This window comes from Ensifer adhaerens (genome assembly GCF_002940685.1).
Classification (GTDB): Bacteria; Pseudomonadota; Alphaproteobacteria; order Rhizobiales; family Rhizobiaceae; genus Ensifer; species Ensifer adhaerens_E.
On the sequence record NZ_PNFP01000002.1, the window covers coordinates 191,877 to 215,590 of the forward strand.

Below are 23,714 nucleotides of genomic sequence, written 5' to 3' on the forward strand. Positions count from 1 at the left end.
ACGTTCTAGTGACCCCAATGGCACAGCTGACTCGCGAGGGCGGGAGCCAGCCAGACGCAAGGAAACCTTGCGATAGTGGCGTATTGTCTGGGGGTTTTGATGAACGGCAAGCATGTGGCTGTCCTGATGGGCGGATTTTCTTCGGAGCGACCGGTTAGCCTGTCGTCCGGGGCTGCCTGCGCGGATGCCCTTGAGGCTGCCGGCTATCGCGTCACCCGGATCGACGTCGATCGCAGCGTCGCGGAGACGTTGGCCGCCTTGCGGCCTGACGTCGCCTTCAATGCCCTTCACGGTCCGTTCGGTGAGGACGGCACGATCCAGGGTATCCTCGAATATCTGCAGATTCCCTACACCCATTCCGGCGTGCTTGCCTCGGCGCTCGCCATGGACAAGGCGCAGGCCAAACACGTTGCGGCTGCGTCGGGCATTCCGGTCGCGGATGCGCAGGTGATGGATCGTCATGCCTTCGGTCCGAAGCATCCGATGAAGCCGCCTTACGTCGTCAAGCCGGTTTCCGAGGGTTCCAGCTTCGGCGTCGTCATCGTCAAGGAAGATCAGTCGCATCCGCCGCAGGTGGTGACTTCGAGCGAATGGCGCTACGGCGACCGAATCATGGTCGAGCGTTATGTTGCCGGCCGCGAACTGACCTGTGGCGTCATGGGCGACAAGGCACTTGGCGTCACTGAAATCATCCCGCAGGGCCATGCCTTCTACGATTATGATTCCAAATACGTAAAAGGTGGTTCGCGCCACGTCATTCCGGCACAGATTTCACCAAATATTTACCAAAAAATACAAACACTCGCTCTGAAGGCGCATCAGGCAATCGGTTGCCGGGGCGTCAGCCGATCCGACTTTCGTTTCGATGACAGCTCCTCCGCCGAGGGTGAGCTCATCTGGCTGGAAATCAACACCCAGCCCGGCATGACGCCAACATCCCTGGTGCCCGAGATGGCCGCGCATGCCGGCTACAGCTTCGGTGAGTTTTTGAGTTGGATGGTGGAGGACGCGTCGTGTTTGCGTTGAGGGGCAAGAGGGGCAAGAGGGTTCGTCACCTCGATGGCGCCGCCGCCGTCGATGTGGACGGCGCGCGCGTATTGCCGCGTCCGCTCCGTCGCGTCGTTCGCTTCTTCGTCAGCCTCGGTGCCGGCCGCGTTCGCTTTCCCGCCCATACCGGCACGCTGTCGGCGCTCGCCTTTTTCGCGGCGACGGGCTTTTACGGCATGTCGCTCGGCGGCCATACGCAGAATTTCGCGCAGGCCTCGACCACGGCCGCAGGCTTTGCGATCGAAGACGTCAAGGTCTCCGGCAATGACCAGACCTCGGAGATCGACATTCTCCAGCAGCTCGGCCTCGACGGCACCACGTCGCTGGTGGCGCTCGATATCGCCGAGGCGCGCAAGCTGATTGCGGAAATGCCCTGGGTTCAGGGCGTGACGGTGCGCAAGGTCTATCCCGGCACGATCGAGGTCAGCCTCACCGAGCGCAAGGCCTTCGGCATCTGGCAGCACGGATCGGACCTGTCTCTGATCGAGCGCAGCGGCAGCGTGATCGCGCCCTTGCGCGACAACAAGTTTGCCGCACTGCCGCTCTTCGTCGGTCGTGACGCCGAGACGGCGGCTGCCGATTTCTACGACGAATTTTCCCGCTGGCCGGAGATCCGTTCGCGGGTCAAGGCCTTCGTTCGCGTGGCCGGCCGCCGCTGGGACCTGCGCCTCGACAACGGCATCGTCGTCAAGCTGCCGGAGCACGACGTCGCCCGGGCGATGAAGGTGCTCTCCGACATGGAAAGCCAGCACCAGCTCCTCGAGCGCGATATCGCTGCCGTGGACCTGAGGCTCGAAGACAGAACCACAGTTCAGTTGACGCCGGACGCAGTGACCCGGCGCGAAGTTGCCTTGAAGGCGAGGGACAAGATGCTGAAGGCGCAGGAGACCGAAAAGAAGAAAGAAGGCCGCATATGAGTCTGTTCGGTTCCTCCAGCTTTGGCCTGCCGCGCCTGAAGCCGCTTTCCTCGAAGCGGTCTCATGTCGTCTCGGTGCTGGATATCGGTTCGACCAAGGTGGTCTGCATGATCGGCCGGCTGACGCCGCGCGCCGAAAGCCAGATCCTGCCGAACCGCACGCATAGCGTCGAAATCATCGGCATCGGCCACCAGAAGTCCCGCGGCGTCAAGAACGGCGTCGTCGCCGACCTCGATGCGGTGGAAAGCGTCGTCCGGCTCGCAGTCGATGCGGCCGAGCGCATGGCCGGCCTCACCATCGACAGCCTGATCGTCAATGTTTCCGCCGGCCGGCTGCAGAGCGATGTCTATACCGCGACCATCGATCTCGGCGGCCAGGAAGTCGACGCCAACGATCTGCGCAAGGTTCTCTCCGCTGCCGGCCAGCAGTCGCTGCGCTCCGACCGCGCCATCCTGCATTCGCTGCCGACGGGCTTCTCGCTCGACGGCGAGCGCGGCATCCGCGATCCGCTCGCCATGTTCGGCGACGTTCTCGGCGTCGACATGCATGTGCTGACGGCCGAACGCGCGGCGCTCAAGAACCTCGAACTCTGCGTCAACCGCGCCCACCTTTCGGTCGAGGGCATGGTGGCGACCCCCTATGCCAGCGGTCTTGCCGCCCTCGTCGACGACGAGGTCGAGCTCGGCTGCGCTGCGATCGACATGGGTGGCGGCACGACGACGATCTCGGTCTTTGCCGAAGGCAAGCTGGTTCACGCCGACGCCGTCAGCCTCGGCGGCCATCACGTGACGACCGATCTGGCTCGCGGTCTTTCGACCCGCATCGAGGACGCCGAGCGGCTGAAGGTCGTGCACGGCTCGGCGCTGCCCAACAGCGCCGACGAACGCGACATCGTCTCGGTTCCGCCGATCGGCGAGGACGACCGCGACCAGCCGACGCATGTGCCGCGCGCGCTCGTGTCGCGCATCGTGCGCGCCCGCATCGAAGAGACGCTCGAACTCATCCGCGATCGCATCCAGCGCTCGGGCTTCAGCCCGATCGTCGGCAAGCGCATCGTTCTGACGGGCGGTGCCAGCCAGCTGACCGGCCTGCCGGAAGCGGCACGCCGCATCCTCGCCCGCAATGTTCGCATCGGCCGTCCGCTCGGGGTTTCCGGGCTGCCGGCGGCGGCCAAGGGCCCGGCCTTCTCCACGGCGGTCGGCCTGATGATCTATCCGCAGGTCGCCGACCTCGAGACCCATGCCTCCCACGGCGGCATGTTCTCGGCGCTCGGCGCCGGCAACGGCCGCATCGCCCGCATGGGCCAGTGGCTGAAGGAAAGCTTTTGAGTGAAGACCGGCGCCGACAGGGACGGGGCCGGGTGAAGATAAACTAGGACTTTGAAAGATTTGGCCGGCTCGGCAAGGCGGCCAGAAACCAGAAGGAACGGGTACTATGACTATCAACTTGCAGAAGCCGGATATCACGGAGCTGAAGCCCCGCATCACCGTCTTTGGTGTAGGTGGCGGCGGCGGCAATGCTGTCAACAACATGATCACTGCAGGCCTCCAGGGCGTCGATTTCGTCGTCGCCAACACCGACGCCCAGGCGCTGACCATGACCAAGGCCGAGCGCATCATCCAAATGGGTGTCGCCGTTACCGAAGGTCTCGGCGCCGGTTCGCAGCCGGAAGTCGGCCGTGCGGCCGCCGAAGAGTGCATCGATGAGATCATCGATCACCTCAACGGCACCCACATGTGCTTCGTCACCGCCGGCATGGGCGGCGGCACCGGCACCGGTGCGGCCCCGATCGTTGCCCAGGCCGCCCGCAACAAGGGCATCCTGACCGTCGGCGTCGTCACCAAGCCGTTCCACTTCGAAGGCGCGCGCCGCATGCGTCTCGCCGACCAGGGCATTGCCGAACTGCAGAAGTCGGTCGACACCCTGATCGTCATCCCCAACCAGAACCTCTTCCGCATCGCCAACGACCGCACGACCTTTGCCGACGCGTTCGCGATGGCCGACCAGGTTCTCTATTCGGGTGTTGCCTGCATCACCGACCTCATGGTCAAGGAAGGCCTCATCAACCTCGACTTCGCTGACGTTCGCTCGGTGATGCGTGAGATGGGCCGCGCCATGATGGGCACCGGCGAAGCTTCGGGCGAAGGCCGTGCACTGGCCGCCGCCGAAGCCGCGATCGCCAACCCGCTGCTCGACGAAACCTCGATGAAGGGCGCCCAGGGCCTCCTGATCTCGATCACCGGCGGCCGCGACCTCACCCTGTTCGAACTCGACGAAGCGGCAACCCGTATTCGCGAAGAAGTCGACCCGGATGCCAACATCATCCTCGGCGCGACTTTCGACGAAGACCTCGAAGGCCTCATCCGCGTCTCGGTCGTTGCCACCGGCATCGACCGCACGGCCGCGGAGGTGGCGGGTCGTTCCGCCGACTTTCGTCCGGTAGCAGCAAAGCCGGTCGTCCGTCCGTCCGCCGCCGTTCCGGCCCAGCAGCCGCAGCCGGTTGCCCAGCACCAGCCGGCCCCGGTTCACCAGCCGGTCATGCAGCAGCCGGTCGCCCAGCCGGTGCAGCAGCCGATGCAACCGCAGGCAACTGCCGATCACATCGCCGCTGCCATCCGCGAAGCCGAAATGGAGCGCGAGCTCGACATTGCGACCCGTGCCGCTCAGGCCCAGGCTCCGGTTCACGTTCAGCCGGCTCACGAGGATAACTTTCGCCCCCAGAGCAAGCTTTTCGCCGGTGCCGCACCGGTAGAGGCCGCTCCGGTCATGCGCCAGCCGCAGCCGCAGATGCAGCCGGCTCAGCCCCAGCCGCAGCCGGTGATGCGCCAGGAGCCCGTCGCTCCGGTGATGCGCCAGCAGCCGGAACAGGTTCGCATGCCGAAGGTCGAAGACTTTCCGCCCGTCGTGAAGGCGGAGATGGACCGCCGCGCCCAGCCGGCTGCCCCGATCGCGGAAGAACGCGGCCCGATGGGTCTCCTCAACCGCATCACCAGCTCGCTTGGCCTGCGTGAGCGCGAACAGGCCCCGGCGGCCGCCGACATGACGGCTTCCGCACCGACCGCTGCCTCTCAGCAGCGCCGGCCGCTCTCGCCGGAGGCGAGCCTCTATGCGCCGCGTCGCGGCCAGCTTGACGATCACGGTCGCGTTTCGCAGCAGGCGCGCCCGCAAGAAGATGATCAGCTCGAAATCCCGGCGTTCCTGCGCCGTCAATCGAACTGATTGGAAGGCCCGTTCCTTCACCTTGCCGAATGCCCGGGCAACTGCCCGGGCATTTTTGCGTTTTCTTCATCATTTCAGGTGTTTGTTTCCATGTTACGGACCGTCGCAAATGCGTAACAAAGCGAAACGAACAGTGATTTGGAATGGTGCCTCCAAACTCCTATTTTCAGACTCGGAATTGGGGACGCATGCGATTCGATCAAACGCTGTCTGTTCGAAACGCAGAGGATCGACCTTTGTGTCGAGACTCTCGGGCGCCTTTTTTGCGCTCTTGATAACGCTGCGTCCGCCAGCAGGTTTGGCCATCGGCCACAGGTATTGAAAGTGACGAGAATGGGAATCGAATTGCTCGGGTTTCAGACGACGATTGCAAGCCCGGTAACGCTCAAGGGAATTGGCGTTCACTCCGGTGCTGAGGTGTCCATCACCTTCCATCCGGCCGAGGCCGATGCGGGCGTCGTTTTCCAGCGCGTTCTTTCCAACGGACGGGTCAGCGAATACAAGGCGGTTTCCTCGCAGGTCGGCCCCACCGATCTCTGCACCGTTCTCGGCATGTCGCCGGCCACCTCGATCGCCACGATCGAACACGTGATGGCTGCGATCTACGCGCTCGGCCTCGACAACCTCACGGTCGAGGTGCATGGCGCCGAAATGCCGATCATGGACGGCAGCTCCGAACCCTTCATCGACGCGATCGAGCAGGTGGGCATTCGCGCGCTTGCGGTCAAGCGCCGCTATATCCGCATCGTCAAGCCGGTGCGCATCGAATCGGGCGCCTCCTGGTCGGAGTTCACGCCCTATGACGGCATGCGCTTCGAGGTCGAGATCGATTTCGATTGCCCGCTGATCGGCCGCCAGTCCTGGAAGGGCGACATGACGCCGTCGGTCTTCAAGCGCGAACTGTCGCGTGCCCGCACCTTCGGCTTCATGCGCGACGTCGAGCGCCTCTGGGCCGCCGGCTTTGCGCTCGGCTCGTCGCTCGAAAACTCGGTCGTCATTTCCGACGACAACACGGTGATCAACGTCGAGGGCCTGCGCTACACCGACGAATTCGTGCGCCACAAGACGCTCGATGCGGTTGGCGACCTTTCGCTTGCCGGCGCGCCGTTCATCGGCTGCTACCGCTCCTATCGCGGTGGCCACAAGATGAACGCCAATGCGCTGAAGGCGTTGCTCAGCGATCCGACGGCCTATGAAGTCGTCGAAACGGCGACCCCGCGCCAGCGCACCCGCGCGCGCGATATGGTTGCAGTTGCAGCTCCGGGCTTCGCGCCCTGGTCCGCATAACAAGAAAAGTCATCATCTCCTCCAGTCGCCGGCCGAAAGGCCGGCATTTTCATGATAGAGCTGCCACAAATTTGCATGAATCACCGATCATGACGTTGCGGTCTCAAGGTAACTTGCTCTAAAAGCGCATGTCTGGCGGGGTCCATGCCCGCAGAGTGGAACGGGAATATCCGATGGTTCTTGCAGTTTCTGTGGATTTGAAAAAGTCAGCGCGCGTCGCCGCCGTCATCGTCGCGGCCGTCGCCGGCAGCGCCCTGATTACCGCCTGCCAGAACGATCCCGATATCGACATCACCAAGCTGACGGCCGAGACCGATCCGCCGGAGGTGCTCTACAATCAGGGTCTTGCCAACCTCAACGCGGGCAAGACGACGGAGGCGTCGCGCAAGTTCGAAGCGCTCGACCGCCAGCATCCGTTCTCGGAATATGCCCGGAAGGCGCTGGTCATGAACGCCTTCGTTTCCTACCGCAACGGCCAGTACCAGGAGGCGATCAACGCCACCGGCCGTTACCTCAATCTCTATCCGCAGTCGGAAGACGCAGCCTACGCGCAATACATCCAGGGTCTTGCCTACACCAAGCAGATCCCGGCGGTGACGCAGGACCAGAAGCCGGCGTTCAAGGCGATCGAGGCCATGCAGGCGGTCGTCGACCGCTATCCGGACTCCGAATATGTCGACGACGCCAAGTCGAAGATCCGTTTTGCCCGCGACCAGCTCGCCGGCAAGGAAATGCAGGTCGGACGCTACTATCTGGAGCGCAAGGAATACCTTGCCGCCGTGTCGCGCTTCCGTGTCGTCGTCGAGCAGTACCCGAATACCAACCAGGTGGAAGAGGCGCTGGCGCGCCTCACCGAAGCCTACTTCGCGATGGGTGTGACCCAGGAGGCGCAGACCGCTGCCGCCGTTCTTGGCCACAACTATCCGGACAGCCAGTGGTATGCCGATTCGTTCAAGCTGCTGCAGTCGAGTGGCCTCGAGCCGCGTGAAAGCGGCAACTCCTGGATTTCGCGTGCCGCCAAGAAACTCGTCGGCGCCTGATTGTCATCGGCGCCCTTCAAGGAAGATATGACCCCGGATGCTTGCTCAGCTTTCGATCCGCGATATCGTCCTGATTGAACGGCTTGATCTCAATTTCGACGCCGGGCTCTCGGTGCTGACCGGTGAGACCGGGGCCGGCAAATCCATCCTGCTCGACAGCCTGTCGCTCGCCCTTGGCGGGCGCGGCGACGGTTCGCTTGTGCGCCATGGCTCCGACAAGGGGCAGGTGACGGCCGTCTTCGACGTGCCGGCCGGCCATCAGACGCGGCTGATGCTCAGGGAAAACGGCATCGACGACGACGGCGACCTGATCTTCCGCCGGGTGCAGTCGGCCGACGGCCGCACCAAGGCCTATGTCAACGACCAGCCGATCAGCGTCCAGCTGATGCGCCAGCTCGGCCAGACGCTGGTTGAAATCCATGGGCAGCACGACGACCGTGCGCTCGTCGATATCGACGCGCACCGCACGCTGCTCGACGCCTTCGGCGGGACTGCCGACGAAGCGGTACATGTCAGCGAACTCTATCGCGCCTGGAAAGATGCCGAGCGCGGCCTGAAGAAGCATCGCGAGCGGGTCGAGGCGGCGGCGCGCGAAGCGGACTATCTGCGCTCCTCCGTCGAGGAACTGGAAAAGCTCAGCCCCCGTGACGGCGAAGAGGACGAGCTTGCCGAGAACCGGGCGCGGATGATGAAGGCCGAGCGCATCGCCGGCGACATCAACGAGGCCTCGGAGTTCCTCAACGGCAATGCTTCGCCGGTTCCGCTGATCGCCTCGCTCGTGCGCCGTCTCGAGCGCAAGAGCCAGGAAGCGCCGGGCCTGCTCGAAGAAACGGTCGAGTTGCTCGACGGTGCGCTCAACCAGCTTTCGGATGCGCAGATGTCGGTCGAGCGGGCGCTGCGCAACACCGAATTTGACCCGAAGGAACTGGAGCGGGTGGAGGAGCGGCTGTTCGCGCTGCGCGCCGCCAGCCGCAAATATTCGGTTCCGGTGACGGAATTGCCGGCGCTGGCCGTCCGGATGATCTCCGATCTCGCCGATCTCGATGCCGGCGAGGAAAAGCTGAAGCAGCTTGAGGCGCAGGTGGGAGTGGCGCGGGTGGCGTTCGACGCTGCAGCCCGCTCGCTTTCGGAAAAGCGCCGCCATACGGCGACCGCGCTTTCCGACGCCGTGATGGCCGAGTTGCCGGCGCTCAAGCTCGAGCGCGCGCGCTTCATGGTCGAAGTTCAGAGCAATCCGTCGCTGCCAACCGTCGACGGCATCGATCTCGTCGAGTTCCACGTCCAGACCAACCCCGGCACGCGGCCGGGGCCGATCATGAAGGTGGCTTCGGGTGGCGAACTCTCGCGCTTCCTGCTGGCGCTGAAGGTGGCGCTTGCCGACCGCGGCTCGGCGCCGACCCTCGTTTTCGACGAAATCGACACCGGCGTCGGCGGTGCGGTTGCCGATGCCATCGGCCAGCGGCTGAAACGGCTTTCCGGCACGGTGCAGGTGCTGTCCGTCACCCACGCGCCGCAGGTTGCCGCGCGCGCCGCGACCCATCTCCTGATCTCCAAGGGCCCTTCGGCCGAAAAGGCCGAGATGATCGCAACCCGTGTCGCCCGCATGGACGACAAGGCACGCACCGAGGAAATTGCCCGCATGCTCGCTGGCGCCTCGATCACCGAAGAGGCGAGAGCGGCCGCCGCGCGCCTGCTTTCCGGCAACGGCTAGATCATCCTGCCGCCAGGTGGAAACATTGGCGGCCGAAGGATGCGACGTCCCTAGGGTGTTCATCCGATGCCACGGCCTTGCGCTTCCTAAGCCTTTTGGTTGAATTGTTGCACCGCTGCACCCGTGTTCTATTTCCTCTGCGGTTGGGGCACCTTGGGCATGTGGGAGAAACTGCGGCATAGGCTGGCGATCCGGTTTGCGCAGATGCGTGCGCATCCGGAACTGATCCTGCTTATCGCGCTCGCCTATGCCGGCCTCATCCTGACGATAAAGGAAGCGAACCAAAAACTGGGCGGCTTCGGCGTGTTCGCGTCCGCTGCGATCGCCGCCATCGCAATATCCCTTGTCGCAAGGCTAAGCCACGCGTCGCCGTTCGTGACGGCGCAGGAGGAGGTCGATCCCCAGCCGCCGAACGCGGAAGAGGCCTTGCCGCCGGCGCTGGTGGCGCCGTGCGCGCACGAAGGCCGTCCCTATCTGAGGCGGTCCGCAAGGCACAGTCTGTCTTTCGCAGCGATGCGGTCGGCCCTGAGGAAGACATGAAGGCTTTCCTCTCCGACCCCTACAGCCTGATCTGCCTGCAGGATCAGGACGAGCAGATCTTCGCTTTCATCGACTACTATGCGTTTGAGAGAAACCACTTCAAACTGTTTCTGCAGGGCGACTACACGTTCGACAGCCTGCTCATGGGCGGGCTGCTCGCCCACCCGCAGGCGCGAAAGGCCAAGGTCGTCTATCTCGCGACCATCCTCAACCTCAGCTTTCTGCTCGATTCCATGCGTGCCGAGCGCCGCCGCCAGAACGGTATCCTTGTCTGGGCGACGGTTTCGGCCATTCTCGAACACCACACCTTCCCGCCCGATGGCATCGACATCTACAGCATCGGCTGGGACAAGGGGGGCGCAGCGATCCTGAAGATGTTCGGCCTGCAGCCGGTGAGCCGGGTGATGCGCGGTCAGGCGGAAGGCAAATGGATCTATTGCAAGCGTGGCGTCCACAAACGGGATCTGGAGGCCATACGCTGCCGTTACCAGAAGCGCTGCGAACGCTGGTGCGAGCTCGATGTGAGGCCGCCTGCCGGGCCCGCGCCTCGGATGGCCGATGCCAGGGGCGTGTGAACGGGCGGCGCCGGGTGGTCTTTTCTTTCCCACCGGTTGCTCTACAAAACGACTCCGAATCCGGAGTCTTTGCGTATGTCCCAAGAACTGAAACCCGTCGAGAATCTCAACGAAACGGAAGCGGCAGAAGAGCTCGCGTTTCTCGCGGCCGAACTGGCGCGCCACGATGCGCTCTATCACGGCCAGGACGCGCCGGAGATCTCGGACGCGGACTATGACGCGCTGAAGCGGCGCAACGACGCGATCGAAGCGCGCTTTCCGGCGCTTATCCGCGAGGACAGCCCGTCGAAGAAGGTGGGGGCGGCGCCGTCCGTCACCTTCCAGCAGGTGGTGCACGCCCGGCCGATGCTGTCGCTCGACAACACCTTTTCCGACGAGGATGCCCGCGACTTCGTCGCTTCGGTCTATCGCTTCCTCGGGCAATTGCCCGATAATTCCATTGCCTTTACCGCCGAGCCGAAGATCGACGGGCTCTCCATGTCGCTGCGCTACGAAAACCGGCGCCTCGTGACGGCCGCGACCCGCGGCGACGGAACGACGGGCGAAAACGTCACCGCCAATATCCGCACCATCGGCATGATCCCGCAGACGCTGCCGGCAGGCGCCCCTGACATCGTCGAGGTGCGCGGCGAAATCTACATGGGCAAATCGGACTTTGCAGCACTCAACGCGGAGATGGCAGCGCAGGGCAAGCCGCTCTACGTCAATCCGCGCAACACCGCTTCCGGCTCGCTTCGCCAGCTCGACGCCAAGGTGACGGCGAGCCGCAAGCTGCGCTTCTTTGCCTATGCCTGGGGCGAGATCTCAGAAATGCCTGCCGACACGCAGATGGGCATGGTCGAGGTGTTCAAGAGCTGGGGCTTCCCGGTCAACCCGCTGATGCAGCGGCTCTCCTCGGCCGATGCGCTGCTGGAACATTACCACCACATCGAGCGTGAACGGCCGGATCTCGACTACGACATCGACGGCGTCGTCTACAAGGTCGATCGGCTCGACCTGCAGGCCCGCCTCGGCTTCCGCTCGCGCTCGCCGCGCTGGGCGACGGCGCACAAGTTCCCGGCCGAGCAGGCGTTTACGCGGCTGACGGCGATCGACATCCAGGTCGGCCGCACCGGTGCGCTGACACCGGTTGCAAGGCTGGAGCCGATCACCGTCGGCGGCGTCGTCGTCACCAATGCGACGCTGCACAACGAGGACTACATCAAGGGCCTCGGCAATTCCGGCGAGCCGATCCGCGAGGGCAGGGACATCCGCATCGGCGACATGGTGATCGTCCAGCGCGCCGGCGACGTCATCCCGCAGATCGTCGATGTCGTCATGGACGAGCGCAAGGAAGGCTCCGAGCCCTATCGCTTCCCGAGCACGTGCCCCGTCTGCGGCAGCCATGCGGTACGCGACATCAACGAGAAAACCGGCAAGGTGGATGCGGTGCGCCGCTGCACCGGCGGCTTCGTCTGCCGTGCCCAGGCGGTCGAGCACCTGAAGCACTTCGTCTCGCGCAATGCCTATGACATCGAAGGGCTGGGTTCGAAGCAGATCGAGTTCTTCTTCGAGAGCGAAGACCCGACGCTCAACATCCGCACGGCGCCGGATATCTTTACGCTGGAGAAGCGCCAGGAGGCATCGCTCACCAAGCTCGAAAACATCGACGGCTTTGGCCGCGTCAGCGTGCGCAAGCTCTACGACGCCATCAATACGCGCCGTTCGATCGCGCTACAGCGTTTCATCTACGCGCTCGGCATCCGCCATGTGGGTGAGACGACGGCGAAACTCTTGGCGCGTTCCTATGGCAACTACGAGCACTTCGGCGCGGCGATGAGCGAAGCTTCGACGTTTACCGGCGACGCCTGGAACGAGCTCAACAGCATCGACGGCATCGGCGAGGTCGTCGCCCGCGCCATCGTCGAGTTCTACAAGGAGCCGCGCAACCTCGAAGTGGTCACGCGGCTGCTCTCCGAGGTGACGCCGGAGGCGGCGGAAGCGCCGGTTGCAAGCGACAGCCCGGTCGCCGGCAAGACCGTCGTCTTTACCGGCTCGCTCGAAAAGATGACGCGCGACGAAGCCAAGGCCAAGGCCGAAAGCCTCGGCGCCAAGGTGGCGGGTTCGGTGTCGAAGAAAACCGACATCGTCGTTGCCGGTCCGGGCGCGGGATCAAAGCTCGACAAGGCGCGTGAACTCGGCGTCCAGACGATGGACGAGGACGAGTGGCTGGCGCTGATTGGCGGTTAGGGGTCGCCATCGCACTGAACACTGTCTTTTCGCGGCGCGGACGCGCCGCGGCTGGATTCCTGTGACGAGCACAGGAATGAGGGAGAGGGGGAACGGTCCCAAGCCACCGCTCGTTGTGGCAGCTGCCAGGCGACTGTCCTTGTGAACGGCAAGCCGACAATCTTGCACTCGCTCTGATCCCAAGCGAGGAGATTTCCCAATGGACGGCCCAAGCTTCGTCCCCATTCCTGTGCTGGTCACAGGAATCCAGCAGCGCGGCGTCGGCCGCGCGAGAAGCCACAGTCACGTCCGAGAAAATGCTGAGGCATCAAAAAAAACCGCCCGGAACATCCGAGCGGTTTCTGAAGCCGTGAACGCTTTGGCGATCAGCCCTGCTGCTGGGCCGCTTCCTGGTCCATCCACATGAATTCCCAGACATGGCCGTCGAGGTCCTGGAAGGAGATGCCGTACATGAAGCCGTAGTCGATCGCCGGCTTCCACGGCTTGGCGCCGGCAGCGAGCGCCTTGGCAAGCATGTCGTCGACTTCGGCGCGGCTGCCCGCGGAAAGGGCGGTGATGACTTCGGTGCCCTTCCTGGTGTCGCTGATCTCGCCGGTGATGAAGTCGCGGAACTTCGGCTCCGTTAGAAGCATGACGAAGATATTGTCCGAGATCACCGTGCAGGCGGCCGTGTCGTCGGAGAACTGCTCGTTGAAGGTGTAGCCCAGCGCGGCGAAGAACGCGCGCGAAGCCTTCAGATCCTTGACCGGCAGGTTTACGAAAATCATGCGCATGAAATGCTCCTTGGGAATGGATTTGTGTTTTACGAACTAAGGACGAATGCCGATCGGAGATCCCGACACCGGCTCAAAGATTTTTTTGAGCCGGGCTGATGTGGGGCGCAACCCTTGGTATTCAAGGGTATTCAACCGAGACTGCGGGCGACAGGCGATCGCCTGCTGGAACGGCTCGCATGATGGCCACGCCCGGTCAGCTCGCAAGAATAGACGTTGCCGGTGCACGGATGGCGGCGATGGCGACGAGTGCCGCAAGGCCGTTCGCCACCGCGCCCGCCAGGATGGGCAGTGTGTAGCTGTGGCTGACATCGAAGGCAAAACCGGCGGTGCTTGGCCCAACGAGCGTGCCGATGGCAACGCTCGTGTAGAGCGCGCCGATGATGCTGCCGACCTGGCGTCCGCCGAAATAATCCATCACGACGGCGGGCAGAATGGCGACCCATCCGCCGTAGGTGATGCCGAAGACGAGCGCGAAAATCGCAAGCGGCACGAAACTCCCGGCAAAGGCCCAGAGGGCGAGGGAGGCGGCCATGCCGGCGAACATGGCGACGAGGAAGACCCGCCTGCCAATGCGGTCGGCAAGACCACCGAGCAGGAAGCGACCAAGCGTGCTTCCGACACCGATCATTCCCAGCAGCATCACGGCAGAGGCCTGGGTGACGCCATGATCGAGCGCATAGGGCACCAGATGCACGAAGGGCACGAAGACGCCGAGGGCCGAGAGCAGGCAGGCCGCGTAAAGGCCGATGAACCGCCGGGTCCGGATGGCCTGGCGCATGGGGATGCCGGAAGGTGTCTTCGCCGTTGCCTGTACGTTGATCGGGGCGCCGTCCGGGCCGGTGCCGCGGTCTCTCGGGTCGTCGGCGATCAGGGTGGACATGCCGATGCCGACGATGGCGGCGAGCGCGCCGAGAACGAGATAGGTTTCCCGCCAGCCGAGTGAGGCGATCAGCCAGGTGGCAAGCGGCGGCATGACCAGCGTGCCGACGCCGATGCCACTGACCGCAAGCCCGGAGGCGAGCCCCCGGCGCGCCACGAACCAGCGCTGGACCGCGCCGATCGTCGGCACATAGGCAAGGCCGACGCCGAGGCCGATGCCGAGACCGTAAGCGGCGTAGACCTCGGCGATGCTGCGCGCCTGGCCGGCGAGCGCCAGACCAAGGCCGACCAGAAGCATGCCGAACATGGCAAGCGGCCGCGCGCCCCAGCGGTCGGCAAGCGGGCCGGACACGATCCCCAATGCGAAATAGAGGAAGCCCGCCAGCGAGAAGACCAGCGCCACCGAGCCGCGCGACGCGTGGAAGTCACGCTGGAGCGGCTCGACGAATGCGCTGAACGTATAGGCGCTGCCGAAGCCGACAAAGGTGATGGTGAAGGCGGCGGCGACGACCACCCAGCCATAAAAGACGCGTTTATGCGATGTGTTGGCGTGCATGTCAGATCTCCGGATGCCGCTGATGCCAGGATGTTGTCGCCTGGAAGGCGGCGCCGCCCGCCACAAGGTCGGCCTCCTTCAGGCGACCTGCCACGAGCTGAAGCCCGATCGGCATGCCGGCGTTGCTGAAACCGCCGGGAAAGGTCAGCGTCGGGTGTCCGCTCATGTCGAAAGGGCAGGTGTAACGCTGCAGCATCGCGATGAGCTCAGGTTGTTCGCCAAGCGTTGCGATGGCCTTCAGCGTCAGCGGCGCGAATGGCTGCACCGGTGTCAGCAGGAGGTCGACTGCGGAAAAGAGCGCGTCGACCGCACCGCGAAATGCCGCGCGCCGCAGCAGGATCTTCTGATAATCGAGACCGAAAAGCGCGGCGCCGGCTTCGATGACGCCGGCCAATACCGGGCCATACTGATCCCTGTGCGCGGCAAAGCTTGCCTCGTGGGCAACCGCCGCCTCGACCGCGCAATTGGGTACCCAGTCGGCGACGATCTGGGCCACGTCGGGAAACCGGACGTCGACGATCTCGGCACCGAGATCGGCAAAGACGCGCAGAGCCTCTCCCAGTGCTGCCTGCGTCTCAGGATCGACGTCGGCGCTGTTCCACGCCCGGTCGACGCCCACTCTCAGGCCACGCACGCCCGTGTCGGCGGCGGCGCGGTAGTCCGGCACCGGATCTTGAAGCGCGGTCGGATCGCGCGGGTCGCGTCCCGCGATTGCGGCGAGGACGGCGGCCGCATCGATGGTGCTGCGCGCCATGGTCCCGACGTGATCGAGCGAAGGCGCAAGCGCAAAGGCGCCGAAGCGGCTGACGCGGCCCCAGGTCGGTTTCAGCCCGGTCACGCCGTTTGCGGCCGCCGGCCAGCGGATGGAGCCGCCGGTGTCGGAGGCGAGTGCGCCGTAGCAAAGCCCCGCGGCCGTCGCCACGCCCGAGCCGCTTGAGGAAATGCCCGGCCAATAATCGTCGTTCCAGGGGTTTTTGGGCGGCGTTACCGAGGGATGGTGATCCGAGTAGGCTCCTTCGGTGAGCTCAGTCTTGCCGATCAGCACGGCGCCTGCGTCGCGCAGACGCTGGACCACGGTCGCATCCACGTCCGGTACGAAGGTCCGGTGGACCGCGGTTCCTGCGGCAGTCGGCGCGTCCTTCAGCCAGAACAGATCCTTGACGGCAATCGGGACGCCATGGAGCGGCCCGCGATGCCGCCCTGCAGCGATTTCCCTGTCGGCCTCATCGGCCTCGGCCCGGGCCGAAGCCTCGAGCACGAGGACGTAGCCCTTGAGTTCCGTGTCGCGTTCCGCGATGCGCCGAAGCTGGGATTCAACCACGTCTCGCGATGTGATTGCCCGATCTGCGATCAGGGCTCCGACCTCCACAAGGCCGAGATAGGCAAGCCCTGTGGCATTCTCTGTCGTTCCTGTCGGCGCGGGCGGCGCGCAAAGGTCCTGCGAGGTTCGCATTATATTTCCTCATTTCAGTATCAGGCTTCTGTCCGGTACGCTCATGTTGCATGAGGCTCAATATTTCGGTTATCCTGGTCGCGCACAAACCATTATTGCTACGGGTTTCAGATTAGAATTTCTAAATGATAGAGGCGAAGATCCCACCCCTGAACGCCCTTCGCGCATTCGAGGCTGCTGCCCGCCACCTCTCGGTGAAGGATGCGGCAGAAGAGTTGTGCGTGACGCCGGGTGCCGTCAGCCAGATGCTGAAGGTGCTGGAGCAGCATCTTGGTGTCAGGCTCTTCGTCCGGGTCAATCGCGGTATCTTCCTGACCGATGTCGGGCGGGACTATCTGCCGCCGGTGCGCAATGCTTTCCGGCAGATCGCGGACGCTTCAAGACGGGTCGCCGCGGCGACGGACAGCGGCGTTCTGACGGTCAGTGCCACGTCGTTCTTCGCGTCCGCCTGGCTCGTGCCGCGTATGGCCTCATTCCGCGATCGCCATCCGGAGATCGATCTGCAGGTCGTCACCAGCAATGCGCTCGTCGATTTTTCGCGCAGCGGCGTCGATGTCGCCTTCCGCCACGGCTATGGCCACTATCCGGGCCTGCGCAGCGACCATGTGCTTGCGGTCGCGATGGTGCCTGTCGCTGCACCGTCGCTGGTTGAGCGCCTGGGGCGGCCTGCAGGCCCGGCCGCGTTGGCGACCTGGCCGAAGGTGCAGGATGCCGACAGGAAGGGATGGAGCCTCTGGCTGCAGACGAACGATATGGCCGAGGCGACGTTGCCGACCGGACCGTCCTTCGACGATACGGCACTGCTCCAGCAGGCGGTGCTCGCCGGCCTAGGCGCCGGCCTGCTTCCTGCCGCGATGGTGGCGCCGGAGATCGAAGCGGGACGCCTGGTCCAGCTGGCGAGCGAAACGCATATCGAGGCCTTTGCCTATTATCTCGTCTATCCGGAAGCGAAGGCGGAGCAGCCGAAGATTGCCGCGTTTCGAGAATGGGTCCTGGAGGCCGCCCGAGCGAGCGCCGTCGGTTCTCACCCACGATAGCGCAGCGCCTCCACCATCACCGCAAAGGCGGGCGAGGACTGGCGGCGGCTGGGGTAATAAAGGTGGTAGCCCGGAAACGGGTCGCACCAGTCTTCGAGCACGCGGATGAGGCGACCCTCGGCAATATGGGTGAGCACCGATTCCTCGGGCACGAAGGCAAGGCCGAAGCCGGCGAGGCAGGCGGTGAGGCGGTGCGCGAGGCGGCTGAAAACCAGCTGTCCGTCGACGCGGACCTTCAGCTCGCGCCCGTCCTTTTCGAACTCCCAGCCATAGATGCCGCCATAGGTGGGTAGCCGCAGATTGATGCAGCTGTGCTGGGTCAGGTCCTGCGGCACGATCGGCTGCGGGTGCTTCTCGAAATAGCCGGGCGTGCCGACGACCGCCATGCGCATATCCGGTCCGATGCGCACGGCGATCATGTCCTTGGCGACCTGTTCTCCGAGCCGCACCCCGGCGTCGTAGCGCTCGGCAACGATGTCGGTGAGGCCATAGTCGATGATGATCTCGACCTTGATATCAGGGTAATCGGGCAGCAGTTTTTCGAGCTTCGGCCAGAGCACGGTTTCCGCCCCATGCTCGGCGGTGGTGATGCGCACCGTGCCTGCGGGCTTGTCCCTGATCTCGCTCAGCGCCGTCAGCTCCGTTTCCAGCTGTTCGAAATGCGGGACGAGGGTTGAGAGCAGCCGTTCGCCCGCCTCGGTCGGCGAGACGCTGCGGGTGGTGCGGGTGAGCAGACGCACGCCGAGCCGTGCTTCGAGCGCCCGCATCGCGTGGCTGAGCGCCGATTGCGATACGCCAAGCTGGGCGGCGGCCCGCGTGAAGCTGCGCTCGCGCGCAACGGCTGCGAAGGCAAGCAGATCGTTGATGTTCTCGCGCAGCATTCATGAATCCTTCTCATAGGTCCATGCCGTTTATACCATCTAATCGCAAGCGGCAGCCATGGCTAGATTGTGCACAGCAACAAGGCAGACGCCGGGTCTGCCAAGGAGAAGAAGCCATGGAGATCAAGAGAAGCGGCTCACAGCCCTCGGCCAGGGGACCGGAGGACTGGTTCAGCGGAACGGTGCGCATCGACCCGTTGTTTGCCGTCAGCGAGCCGGCGCGCGCCGCCGGCAACGCCGTCACCTTCGAGCCCGGTGCTCGGACTGCCTGGCACACGCATCCGCTCGGCCAGGTGCTGATCGTCGTTTCCGGTTTTGGTCGCGTGCAGCGCAAAGGCGGGCCGATCGAGGAAATCCGGCCCGGTGACGTCGTCTGGTTCGAGCCGGGCGAGAAACATTGGCACGGCGCCGGACCGACGACGGCGATGACCCATATCGCCATCCAGGAGGCGCTCGACGGCAAGGCGGTCGACTGGATGGAAAAGGTGACCGACGCTGAATATGGCGCCGAGGCGGAGTAGGCGTGATCATGGACATGACTTCGGCAACACAGCTCTCGTCCCGCAAGACCGCGGTGCTGGCGATCATCATCGTCAGCTACCTGATGATCGTGCTCGATATTTCGATCGTGATCACTGGCCTGCCAAAGATCCGCGACGAGTTGCAGTTCGGCGATGCCGGGCTTTCCTGGGTGCACAGCACCTATACGCTGGCCTTCGGCGGCTTCCTTTTGCTTGGGGCGCGGGCCGGCGACATTCTCGGCCGGCGCCGGATGTTCATGACCGGGCTTGCGATTTTCACGGCGGCTTCCGTGGTCATCGGCCTTGCCCCATCACCGGCCTGGCTGCTGGCCGCCCGCGCCGTGCAAGGCTTCGGCTCGGCAATCCTGGCGCCGGCGACGCTGGCGCTGATCCAGACGCACTTTTCCGAAGGGCCGGAGCGTACGCGGGCGGTCGCCTATTACAGCTCGGTCGCCGGCATCGGCGCGAGCTTCGGCATGGTGCTTGGCGGACTGCTTGCCGGCTGGCTCAGCTGGCGGGTCGGTTTCTTCATCAACCTGCCGATCGGCATCGCCCTCATGCTGGCCGCGCGCAAATATGTCGGCGAGACGGAGCGGCGCACCGGCGAGTTCGACCTTGCGGGTGCGGTGACCTCGACGCTTGGCATGACGGCGCTCGTCTTCGGCATCGTGCGCTCGGCGGAGGAGGGGGCGCATGACCCACTGACGCTTGTGACGCTTGTGCTCGGTCTTCTCCTGCTTATCGCCTTCGTCATCAACGAGCGCCGCGCGAGCCAGCCAATCATGCCGCTCAGGCTGTTTGCCAGTCGCGAACGGGTCGGGGCCTATCTGGCGCGCGTCTTGTTCCTCGCGGCGATGATCGGGTTCTTTTTCTTCTTTACCCACTATCTGCAGGGCGTTCGAGGCTTCGATCCCCTTGCCTCCGGTCTTGCCTTCATCCCGGCGACACTTGTCAATTTCGTTGCCGCGATCTCGGTTCCGAGGCTGACACCCCGGTTCGGCAACCGGCGTCTGCTTGCCTTCGGCCTGATTTCGGCGCTGGCCGGTATGATCGTCATCGGCCAGATCTCGGCCGATACGTCCTATCTCTTCGGCATGGCGCTGCCCTTGATGCTGATCGGGCTCGGCCAGGGCTTCACGCTCAGCCCGTTGACCGTTGCGGGCATTGCCGGTGTTGCGCCCGGCGATGCGGGCGCTGCCGGCGGTGTTGTCAATGTCGCCCACCAGCTCGGCAATTCGCTTGGTCTCAGCGTGCTCGTCGTCGTCGCGGCCATCGGTGCCGACGGTCTTGCAGGCAGCGCGCTGCTCGCCCACCGGGTGGATAATGTTCTCATCGGCTGCACGGCCTTGCTGGCGCTCGCACTTACCGTCGTCGCGCTGGTCGTGCGGCCTCAAACCGTGGGGCGGGTCGAGCGTTCGGCGACGGCCCGTTCACGCGCCTGCCAGAATTGCCGCTCGCCCTCCCTCGACGTCGCGGCCTGATCAAGGAGCATGACAATGCAGAAACGCAAGCTTGGAAAAAGCAATCTCGAAGTCTCGGCCATCGGCTTTGGCTGCATGGGCCTCAGCTACGGCTACGGCCCGGCAACGGAACGGTCCGAGGCGATCAAGCTCATCCGTGCCGCGCATGACCTCGGCGTCACCTTCTTCGACAGCGCCGAAGCCTATGCCGGCAACGAGGATCTGGTCGGGGAGGCGCTTGCGCCGATCCGCGACGAGGTGGTGATCGCCACCAAGTTCGGCTTCGTCAACGGCGATGTCGCCCAAGGTCTGGACAGCCGGCCGGAGCGTATCCGCGCGGTCGCCGAAGCGTCCCTGAAGCGGCTGAGGACCGACCGGATCGACCTCTTCTACCAGCACCGCGTCGACCCCAACGTGCCGATCGAAGATGTCGCGGGTGCGGTCAAGGACCTGATCGCCGAGGGCAAGGTCGGCCATTTCGGAATGTCCGAGGCGGGCGCCGCCTCGATCCGGCGCGCCCATGCCGTGCAAAAGGTAACGGCGCTGCAGAGCGAGTATTCGCTCTGGTGGCGCGAGCCGGAGGCCGAAATCCTGCCGCTGCTTGAAGAACTCGGCATCGGTTTCGTGCCTTTCAGCCCGCTCGGCAAGGGTTTCCTGACCGGTGCGATCGACGAGACCACGACCTTCGATAAAAACGATTTCCGCATGATCGTGCCGCGCTTCTCGCCCGAAGCGCGTCGGGCCAACCAGGCGCTGGTCGATCTGCTCGGCGCGATTGCCGCGGCCAAGGGCGTGACGAAGGCGCAGATCGCCCTTGCCTGGCTCTTGGCACAGAAGCCGTGGATCGTGCCGATTCCCGGCACGACGAAACTGCATCGGCTGGAGGAGAATCTCGGTGCGGCGGGTGTCGCGCTCACGGCAGAGGAGCTTGGACAGATCCAGGCGGCGCTCTCAACTGTCGAGGTGCAGGGCGCCCGCTACCCGCAACACCTGCAGCAACGCGTCGGGAAGTAGGCCGTCTGCAGCAAGGTGCGAGCGGCCCTGGACTGCCCATCTCGTCCTCGGCGCAAGCCGTCACCATCCTCCTCATTCCTGTGCTTGTCACAGGAATCCAGTCAGCCCAAGTCCTTGGGCTGAAAGGTTCTTTGACCCGACGGACGTCGGGTCGCTGGATCCCCGCCACAAGGGCGAGGATGAGGGAGAATGGGGCGCCATTCGCTCCAAACAGCCATCGTAGGGGCTTTAGGCGAGGCGCCGGGGAAAAGGGAAATACCTCGCGCCTTGCCCATTACTTCACCGTGCACACCCCATTGACGCCGCCCTTGCCGGTGTAGGAGACGCTGGGCGAGCCGTCGGGATTGACGCTCAAGGAGATGACGACGCCGGCGCCGTGCGCTTCGTAATAGGTGTCGTTGAAGACCTTCAGCCTGGCTTCCTTGCCGTTGATATAGATCGGGCCGCCTTCGTCGGCGTGGACCTCGATCTTGCCGGGGCAGGTGGCATTGACGAGCGGGATCTTGGCTTCGGCGAGACCGGCGAAGGCAAGCGTCGGGACAAGAAGGCCGAGAAGGCGTAGGCCGGGTCTTGCTCTCCAGCGAGGGTTGCAGGTGGCATCGATCACCAACCGTGACAGGCTGGCGGTGGAAGTCAACCACGGCCGAGCGTCATGAAGCTGTCATCAATCCGATTGTTTTTTTGCGCTGCACAAGATAGAGGATTGCAGCCGAATTTTATGCAAATGCCTTTTCGTGGAGCAGGTCGCGGCCAGTCTCCGAAGGCAGCGCGTCAGCATCCAAAAAGGGCAGGGCGCCGGCGCGGATTGGAGGGTCCGGAGATGAAGACGTTCACCACCATCGCCGAGCTGCGTGCAGCGCTTGCCGAGCATAGACGCGCTGGCAAGTCGGTCGGCTTCGTGCCGACCATGGGCTACCTGCATGTCGGCCATATGGAGCTGATGCGCCGGGCCCGCGAGGCAAACGACATCGTCGTCGCCAGCATCTTCGTCAATCCGCTGCAGTTCGGCGCCAACGAGGATCTCTCCAAGTATCCGCGCGATCTTGCCCGCGACCAGGCGATGCTTGAAAAGGGCAATGTCGACTATCTCTTTGCCCCGGGTGTCGCCGACATGTATCCGCGCCCGATGGAAACCGTCGTCGACGTGCCGACGCTTGGCAGCGAGCTCGAGGGTTCGGTCCGCCCCGGTCATTTCGCCGGCGTCGCCACCGTCGTCACCAAGCTCTTCAACATCGTCCAGCCGGACCGGGCCTATTTCGGCGAGAAAGATTTCCAGCAGCTGCAGATCATCCGCCGTATGGTCGACGATCTTGCCCAGCCGGTCACCGTGATCGGCGTGCCGACGGTGCGCGAGGCCGATGGGCTCGCCTGCTCGTCGCGCAATGTCTATCTGACCGCCGAGGAACGCAGTGCTGCGGCGATCGTGCCGAAGGCGCTGGACGAGGCGACGCGACTGGTCGCCTCCGGCGTCAGCGACGTGGCGGCGCTTGAAAAGGCCGTGACCGAATTTCTGGCAAGCGAACCGCTCGCCAAGCCCGAGGTCGTGGCCGTGCGCGATCCCGAGACGCTGGAGACCCTTGAGACCATCGGCGACCGACCGGTGCTGCTCCTGCTCTTCGTCCGCTTCGGCACGACCAAGCTGCTCGACAACCGCGTGATCGCCCCGAAATCCGCATCAATTGCGAAGGTTGCCTGACATGAGCGTGCAATCCCAGAAGCGCCGCCTCAGCCCCGCCAACATCGAAGCCTTGAAGGGCGAGCGCCCGATCGTCAGCCTCACGGCCTATACGACGCCGATCGCAAGGCTGCTCGATCCGCATGTGGACTTTCTGCTCGTCGGCGATTCCGTCGGCATGGTGCTCTACGGTCTCGATACGACCGTCGGCGTGACACTCGAAATGATGATCGCCCATGGCCAGGCGGTCATGCGCGGCTCGCAGCAGGCCTGCGTCGTCATCGACATGCCCTTCGGCTCCTATCAGGAATCGAAGGAGCAGGCGTTCCGCAGTGCGGCACGGATCCTGAAAGAAACCGGCTGCAGCGCAGTGAAGCTCGAGGGCGGGGCGGAGATGGCCGAGACGGTCGCGTTCCTCGTCAGCCGCGGCATTCCGGTGCTTGGGCATGTCGGGCTGATGCCGCAGCTCGTCAACACGACCGGCGGCTATCGCTCGGTCGGCCGCAACGACAAGGAAGTGGCCAAGATCCGTCGCGACGCCAAGGCGATCGACGATGCCGGCGCCTTTGGGATCGTCATCGAAGGCACGGTCGAGCCGGTTGCCCGCGAGATTACCGCCGAACTGCGCTCGCCGACCATCGGCATCGGCGCGTCGCCGGCCTGCGACGGACAGATCCTCGTCTCCGACGACATGCTCGGCCTCTTCAACGACTTCAAGCCGCGCTTCGTCAAGCACTTCGCCGAGCTGGCGCCGGCGATCTCGAAGGCTGCCGAAGACTATGCGGCCGAGGTGAAGGCGCGCAGCTTCCCGGGCATCGAGCACACGTTCCAGGTCAAAAAATAGAGAGCGGCCGTCCGCTCTGGCATACGAATTTCTGATGCAATGCGCACCGGTTT

At 64.3% G+C, this 23,714-nt stretch carries 21 protein-coding genes; 16 read left to right on the forward strand and 5 right to left on the reverse strand.

Annotated elements, in window-relative coordinates; translation table 11 throughout:
- The first annotated feature begins 99 nt into the window (after nucleotides 1–99).
- The 10 genes from C1A35_RS04080 (at nucleotide 100) to ligA (ending at nucleotide 12,565) form a co-directional block, all read left to right on the forward strand.
- Nucleotides 100–1,026: a D-alanine--D-alanine ligase gene (locus C1A35_RS04080; protein ID WP_104663076.1), complete on the forward strand. Its 927-nt coding sequence runs from the start codon at nucleotides 100–102 to the stop codon at nucleotides 1,024–1,026.
- On the forward strand, nucleotides 1,014–1,964 hold the full coding sequence (gene ftsQ / locus C1A35_RS04085) for a cell division protein FtsQ (protein ID WP_104663077.1): 951 nt from the start codon (nucleotides 1,014–1,016) through the stop codon (nucleotides 1,962–1,964). Before C1A35_RS04080 ends, ftsQ begins: the two co-directional genes overlap by 13 nt.
- The gene (ftsA, locus tag C1A35_RS04090) at nucleotides 1,961–3,292 is read left to right on the forward strand and encodes a cell division protein FtsA (protein ID WP_034792498.1); all 1,332 of its coding nucleotides are present in this window, start codon (nucleotides 1,961–1,963) and stop codon (nucleotides 3,290–3,292) included. Before ftsQ ends, ftsA begins: the two co-directional genes overlap by 4 nt.
- Nucleotides 3,293–3,398: 106 nt before the next feature.
- On the forward strand, nucleotides 3,399–5,183 hold the full coding sequence (ftsZ, locus tag C1A35_RS04095) for a cell division protein FtsZ (RefSeq protein WP_104663078.1): 1,785 nt from the start codon (nucleotides 3,399–3,401) through the stop codon (nucleotides 5,181–5,183).
- Between the two features lie 333 nt (nucleotides 5,184–5,516).
- Nucleotides 5,517–6,470, forward strand: coding sequence for a UDP-3-O-acyl-N-acetylglucosamine deacetylase (lpxC, locus tag C1A35_RS04100; RefSeq protein ID WP_104663079.1), 954 nt, complete (start codon nucleotides 5,517–5,519; stop codon nucleotides 6,468–6,470).
- 173 nt (nucleotides 6,471–6,643) lie between these two features.
- Complete coding sequence (locus C1A35_RS04105; RefSeq protein WP_104663080.1) at nucleotides 6,644–7,510, forward strand: outer membrane protein assembly factor BamD; 867 nt, start codon at nucleotides 6,644–6,646, stop codon at nucleotides 7,508–7,510.
- A gap of 37 nt (nucleotides 7,511–7,547) precedes the next feature.
- Nucleotides 7,548–9,221 (forward strand): DNA repair protein RecN, encoded by a 1,674-nt coding sequence (recN, locus tag C1A35_RS04110; RefSeq protein ID WP_104663081.1) that lies wholly within the window; start codon nucleotides 7,548–7,550, stop codon nucleotides 9,219–9,221.
- A gap of 159 nt (nucleotides 9,222–9,380) precedes the next feature.
- Nucleotides 9,381–9,761: a hypothetical protein gene (locus C1A35_RS04115; RefSeq protein WP_158664962.1), complete on the forward strand. Its 381-nt coding sequence runs from the start codon at nucleotides 9,381–9,383 to the stop codon at nucleotides 9,759–9,761.
- On the forward strand, nucleotides 9,758–10,336 hold the full coding sequence (locus C1A35_RS04120) for a hypothetical protein (protein ID WP_104663083.1): 579 nt from the start codon (nucleotides 9,758–9,760) through the stop codon (nucleotides 10,334–10,336). The genes C1A35_RS04115 and C1A35_RS04120 overlap by 4 nt, the downstream gene beginning before the upstream one ends.
- 75 nt (nucleotides 10,337–10,411) lie before the next feature.
- Entirely contained in the window at nucleotides 10,412–12,565 is a 2,154-nt protein-coding gene (gene ligA, locus C1A35_RS04125; RefSeq protein ID WP_104663084.1) for an NAD-dependent DNA ligase LigA, read from the forward strand.
- A 365-nt stretch (nucleotides 12,566–12,930) separates the two neighbouring features.
- Here the strand turns inward: ligA and C1A35_RS04130 are convergent, their stop codons facing one another.
- The 3 genes from C1A35_RS04130 to C1A35_RS04140 all read right to left on the reverse strand — a co-directional run bounded on the left by C1A35_RS04130 (nucleotide 12,931) and on the right by C1A35_RS04140 (nucleotide 16,229).
- Nucleotides 12,931–13,338: a VOC family protein gene (locus C1A35_RS04130; RefSeq protein ID WP_104663085.1), complete on the reverse strand. Its 408-nt coding sequence runs from the start codon at nucleotides 13,336–13,338 to the stop codon at nucleotides 12,931–12,933.
- A gap of 196 nt (nucleotides 13,339–13,534) precedes the next feature.
- Nucleotides 13,535–14,776: an MFS transporter gene (locus C1A35_RS04135; protein ID WP_104663086.1), complete on the reverse strand. Its 1,242-nt coding sequence runs from the start codon at nucleotides 14,774–14,776 to the stop codon at nucleotides 13,535–13,537.
- Between the two features lies 1 nt (nucleotide 14,777).
- Entirely contained in the window at nucleotides 14,778–16,229 is a 1,452-nt protein-coding gene (locus C1A35_RS04140) for an amidase (protein ID WP_104663087.1), read from the reverse strand.
- Between the two features lie 125 nt (nucleotides 16,230–16,354).
- Between C1A35_RS04140 and gcvA the strand changes: the two genes are divergently transcribed.
- On the forward strand, nucleotides 16,355–17,266 hold the full coding sequence (gene gcvA, locus C1A35_RS04145; RefSeq protein WP_104663088.1) for a transcriptional regulator GcvA: 912 nt from the start codon (nucleotides 16,355–16,357) through the stop codon (nucleotides 17,264–17,266).
- Here gcvA and C1A35_RS04150 read toward each other — a convergent pair.
- A complete protein-coding gene (locus tag C1A35_RS04150) occupies nucleotides 17,254–18,147 on the reverse strand; it encodes a LysR family transcriptional regulator (protein ID WP_104663089.1) in 894 nt (297 codons plus the stop codon). The genes gcvA and C1A35_RS04150 overlap by 13 nt on opposite strands.
- Nucleotides 18,148–18,263: 116 nt before the next feature.
- Here C1A35_RS04150 and C1A35_RS04155 point away from each other — a divergent pair, with 116 nt between their 5' ends.
- From C1A35_RS04155 to C1A35_RS04165, 3 genes are read left to right on the forward strand one after another with little or no spacing between them, the layout of a single operon-like run.
- The gene (locus C1A35_RS04155; RefSeq protein WP_104663090.1) at nucleotides 18,264–18,668 is read left to right on the forward strand and encodes a (R)-mandelonitrile lyase; all 405 of its coding nucleotides are present in this window, start codon (nucleotides 18,264–18,266) and stop codon (nucleotides 18,666–18,668) included.
- An 8-nt stretch (nucleotides 18,669–18,676) separates the two neighbouring features.
- On the forward strand, nucleotides 18,677–20,149 hold the full coding sequence (locus C1A35_RS04160; RefSeq protein WP_199772854.1) for an MFS transporter: 1,473 nt from the start codon (nucleotides 18,677–18,679) through the stop codon (nucleotides 20,147–20,149).
- A 15-nt stretch (nucleotides 20,150–20,164) separates the two neighbouring features.
- On the forward strand, nucleotides 20,165–21,142 hold the full coding sequence (locus tag C1A35_RS04165; protein WP_104663091.1) for an aldo/keto reductase: 978 nt from the start codon (nucleotides 20,165–20,167) through the stop codon (nucleotides 21,140–21,142).
- Between the two features lie 274 nt (nucleotides 21,143–21,416).
- Here C1A35_RS04165 and C1A35_RS04170 read toward each other — a convergent pair whose 3' ends face one another.
- Nucleotides 21,417–21,779 carry a hypothetical protein gene (locus tag C1A35_RS04170; RefSeq protein ID WP_234822731.1) on the reverse strand — a complete coding sequence of 121 codons (363 nt, stop codon included), beginning with the start codon at nucleotides 21,777–21,779 and terminating at the stop codon, nucleotides 21,417–21,419.
- Between the two features lie 183 nt (nucleotides 21,780–21,962).
- Between C1A35_RS04170 and panC the strand changes: the two genes are divergently transcribed.
- Both panC and panB read left to right on the forward strand, forming a co-directional pair.
- The gene (panC, locus tag C1A35_RS04175) at nucleotides 21,963–22,838 is read left to right on the forward strand and encodes a pantoate--beta-alanine ligase (RefSeq protein ID WP_104663092.1); all 876 of its coding nucleotides are present in this window, start codon (nucleotides 21,963–21,965) and stop codon (nucleotides 22,836–22,838) included.
- Between the two features lies 1 nt (nucleotide 22,839).
- Nucleotides 22,840–23,661 carry a 3-methyl-2-oxobutanoate hydroxymethyltransferase gene (gene panB / locus C1A35_RS04180; RefSeq protein ID WP_104663093.1) on the forward strand — a complete coding sequence of 274 codons (822 nt, stop codon included), beginning with the start codon at nucleotides 22,840–22,842 and terminating at the stop codon, nucleotides 23,659–23,661.
- The last annotated feature ends 53 nt before the right edge of the window (nucleotides 23,662–23,714 follow it).

Coding starts and splice junctions, on each gene's coding strand:
- C1A35_RS04080 (WP_104663076.1), top strand. CDS start 100: ATGAACGGCAAGCATGTGGCTGTCCTGATGGGCGGATTTTCTTCGGAG.
- ftsA (WP_034792498.1), top strand. CDS start 1,961: ATGAGTCTGTTCGGTTCCTCCAGCTTTGGCCTGCCGCGCCTGAAGCCG.
- ftsZ (WP_104663078.1), top strand. CDS start 3,399: ATGACTATCAACTTGCAGAAGCCGGATATCACGGAGCTGAAGCCCCGC.
- lpxC (WP_104663079.1), top strand. CDS start 5,517: ATGGGAATCGAATTGCTCGGGTTTCAGACGACGATTGCAAGCCCGGTA.
- C1A35_RS04105 (WP_104663080.1), top strand. CDS start 6,644: ATGGTTCTTGCAGTTTCTGTGGATTTGAAAAAGTCAGCGCGCGTCGCC.
- recN (WP_104663081.1), top strand. CDS start 7,548: ATGCTTGCTCAGCTTTCGATCCGCGATATCGTCCTGATTGAACGGCTT.
- C1A35_RS04115 (WP_158664962.1), top strand. CDS start 9,381: ATGTGGGAGAAACTGCGGCATAGGCTGGCGATCCGGTTTGCGCAGATG.
- C1A35_RS04120 (WP_104663083.1), top strand. CDS start 9,758: ATGAAGGCTTTCCTCTCCGACCCCTACAGCCTGATCTGCCTGCAGGAT.
- ligA (WP_104663084.1), top strand. CDS start 10,412: ATGTCCCAAGAACTGAAACCCGTCGAGAATCTCAACGAAACGGAAGCG.
- C1A35_RS04130 (WP_104663085.1), bottom strand. CDS start 13,338: ATGCGCATGATTTTCGTAAACCTGCCGGTCAAGGATCTGAAGGCTTCG.
- C1A35_RS04135 (WP_104663086.1), bottom strand. CDS start 14,776: ATGCACGCCAACACATCGCATAAACGCGTCTTTTATGGCTGGGTGGTC.
- C1A35_RS04140 (WP_104663087.1), bottom strand. CDS start 16,229: ATGCGAACCTCGCAGGACCTTTGCGCGCCGCCCGCGCCGACAGGAACG.
- gcvA (WP_104663088.1), top strand. CDS start 16,355: ATGATAGAGGCGAAGATCCCACCCCTGAACGCCCTTCGCGCATTCGAG.
- C1A35_RS04150 (WP_104663089.1), bottom strand. CDS start 18,147: ATGCTGCGCGAGAACATCAACGATCTGCTTGCCTTCGCAGCCGTTGCG.
- C1A35_RS04155 (WP_104663090.1), top strand. CDS start 18,264: ATGGAGATCAAGAGAAGCGGCTCACAGCCCTCGGCCAGGGGACCGGAG.
- C1A35_RS04160 (WP_199772854.1), top strand. CDS start 18,677: ATGGACATGACTTCGGCAACACAGCTCTCGTCCCGCAAGACCGCGGTG.
- C1A35_RS04165 (WP_104663091.1), top strand. CDS start 20,165: ATGCAGAAACGCAAGCTTGGAAAAAGCAATCTCGAAGTCTCGGCCATC.
- panC (WP_104663092.1), top strand. CDS start 21,963: ATGAAGACGTTCACCACCATCGCCGAGCTGCGTGCAGCGCTTGCCGAG.
- panB (WP_104663093.1), top strand. CDS start 22,840: ATGAGCGTGCAATCCCAGAAGCGCCGCCTCAGCCCCGCCAACATCGAA.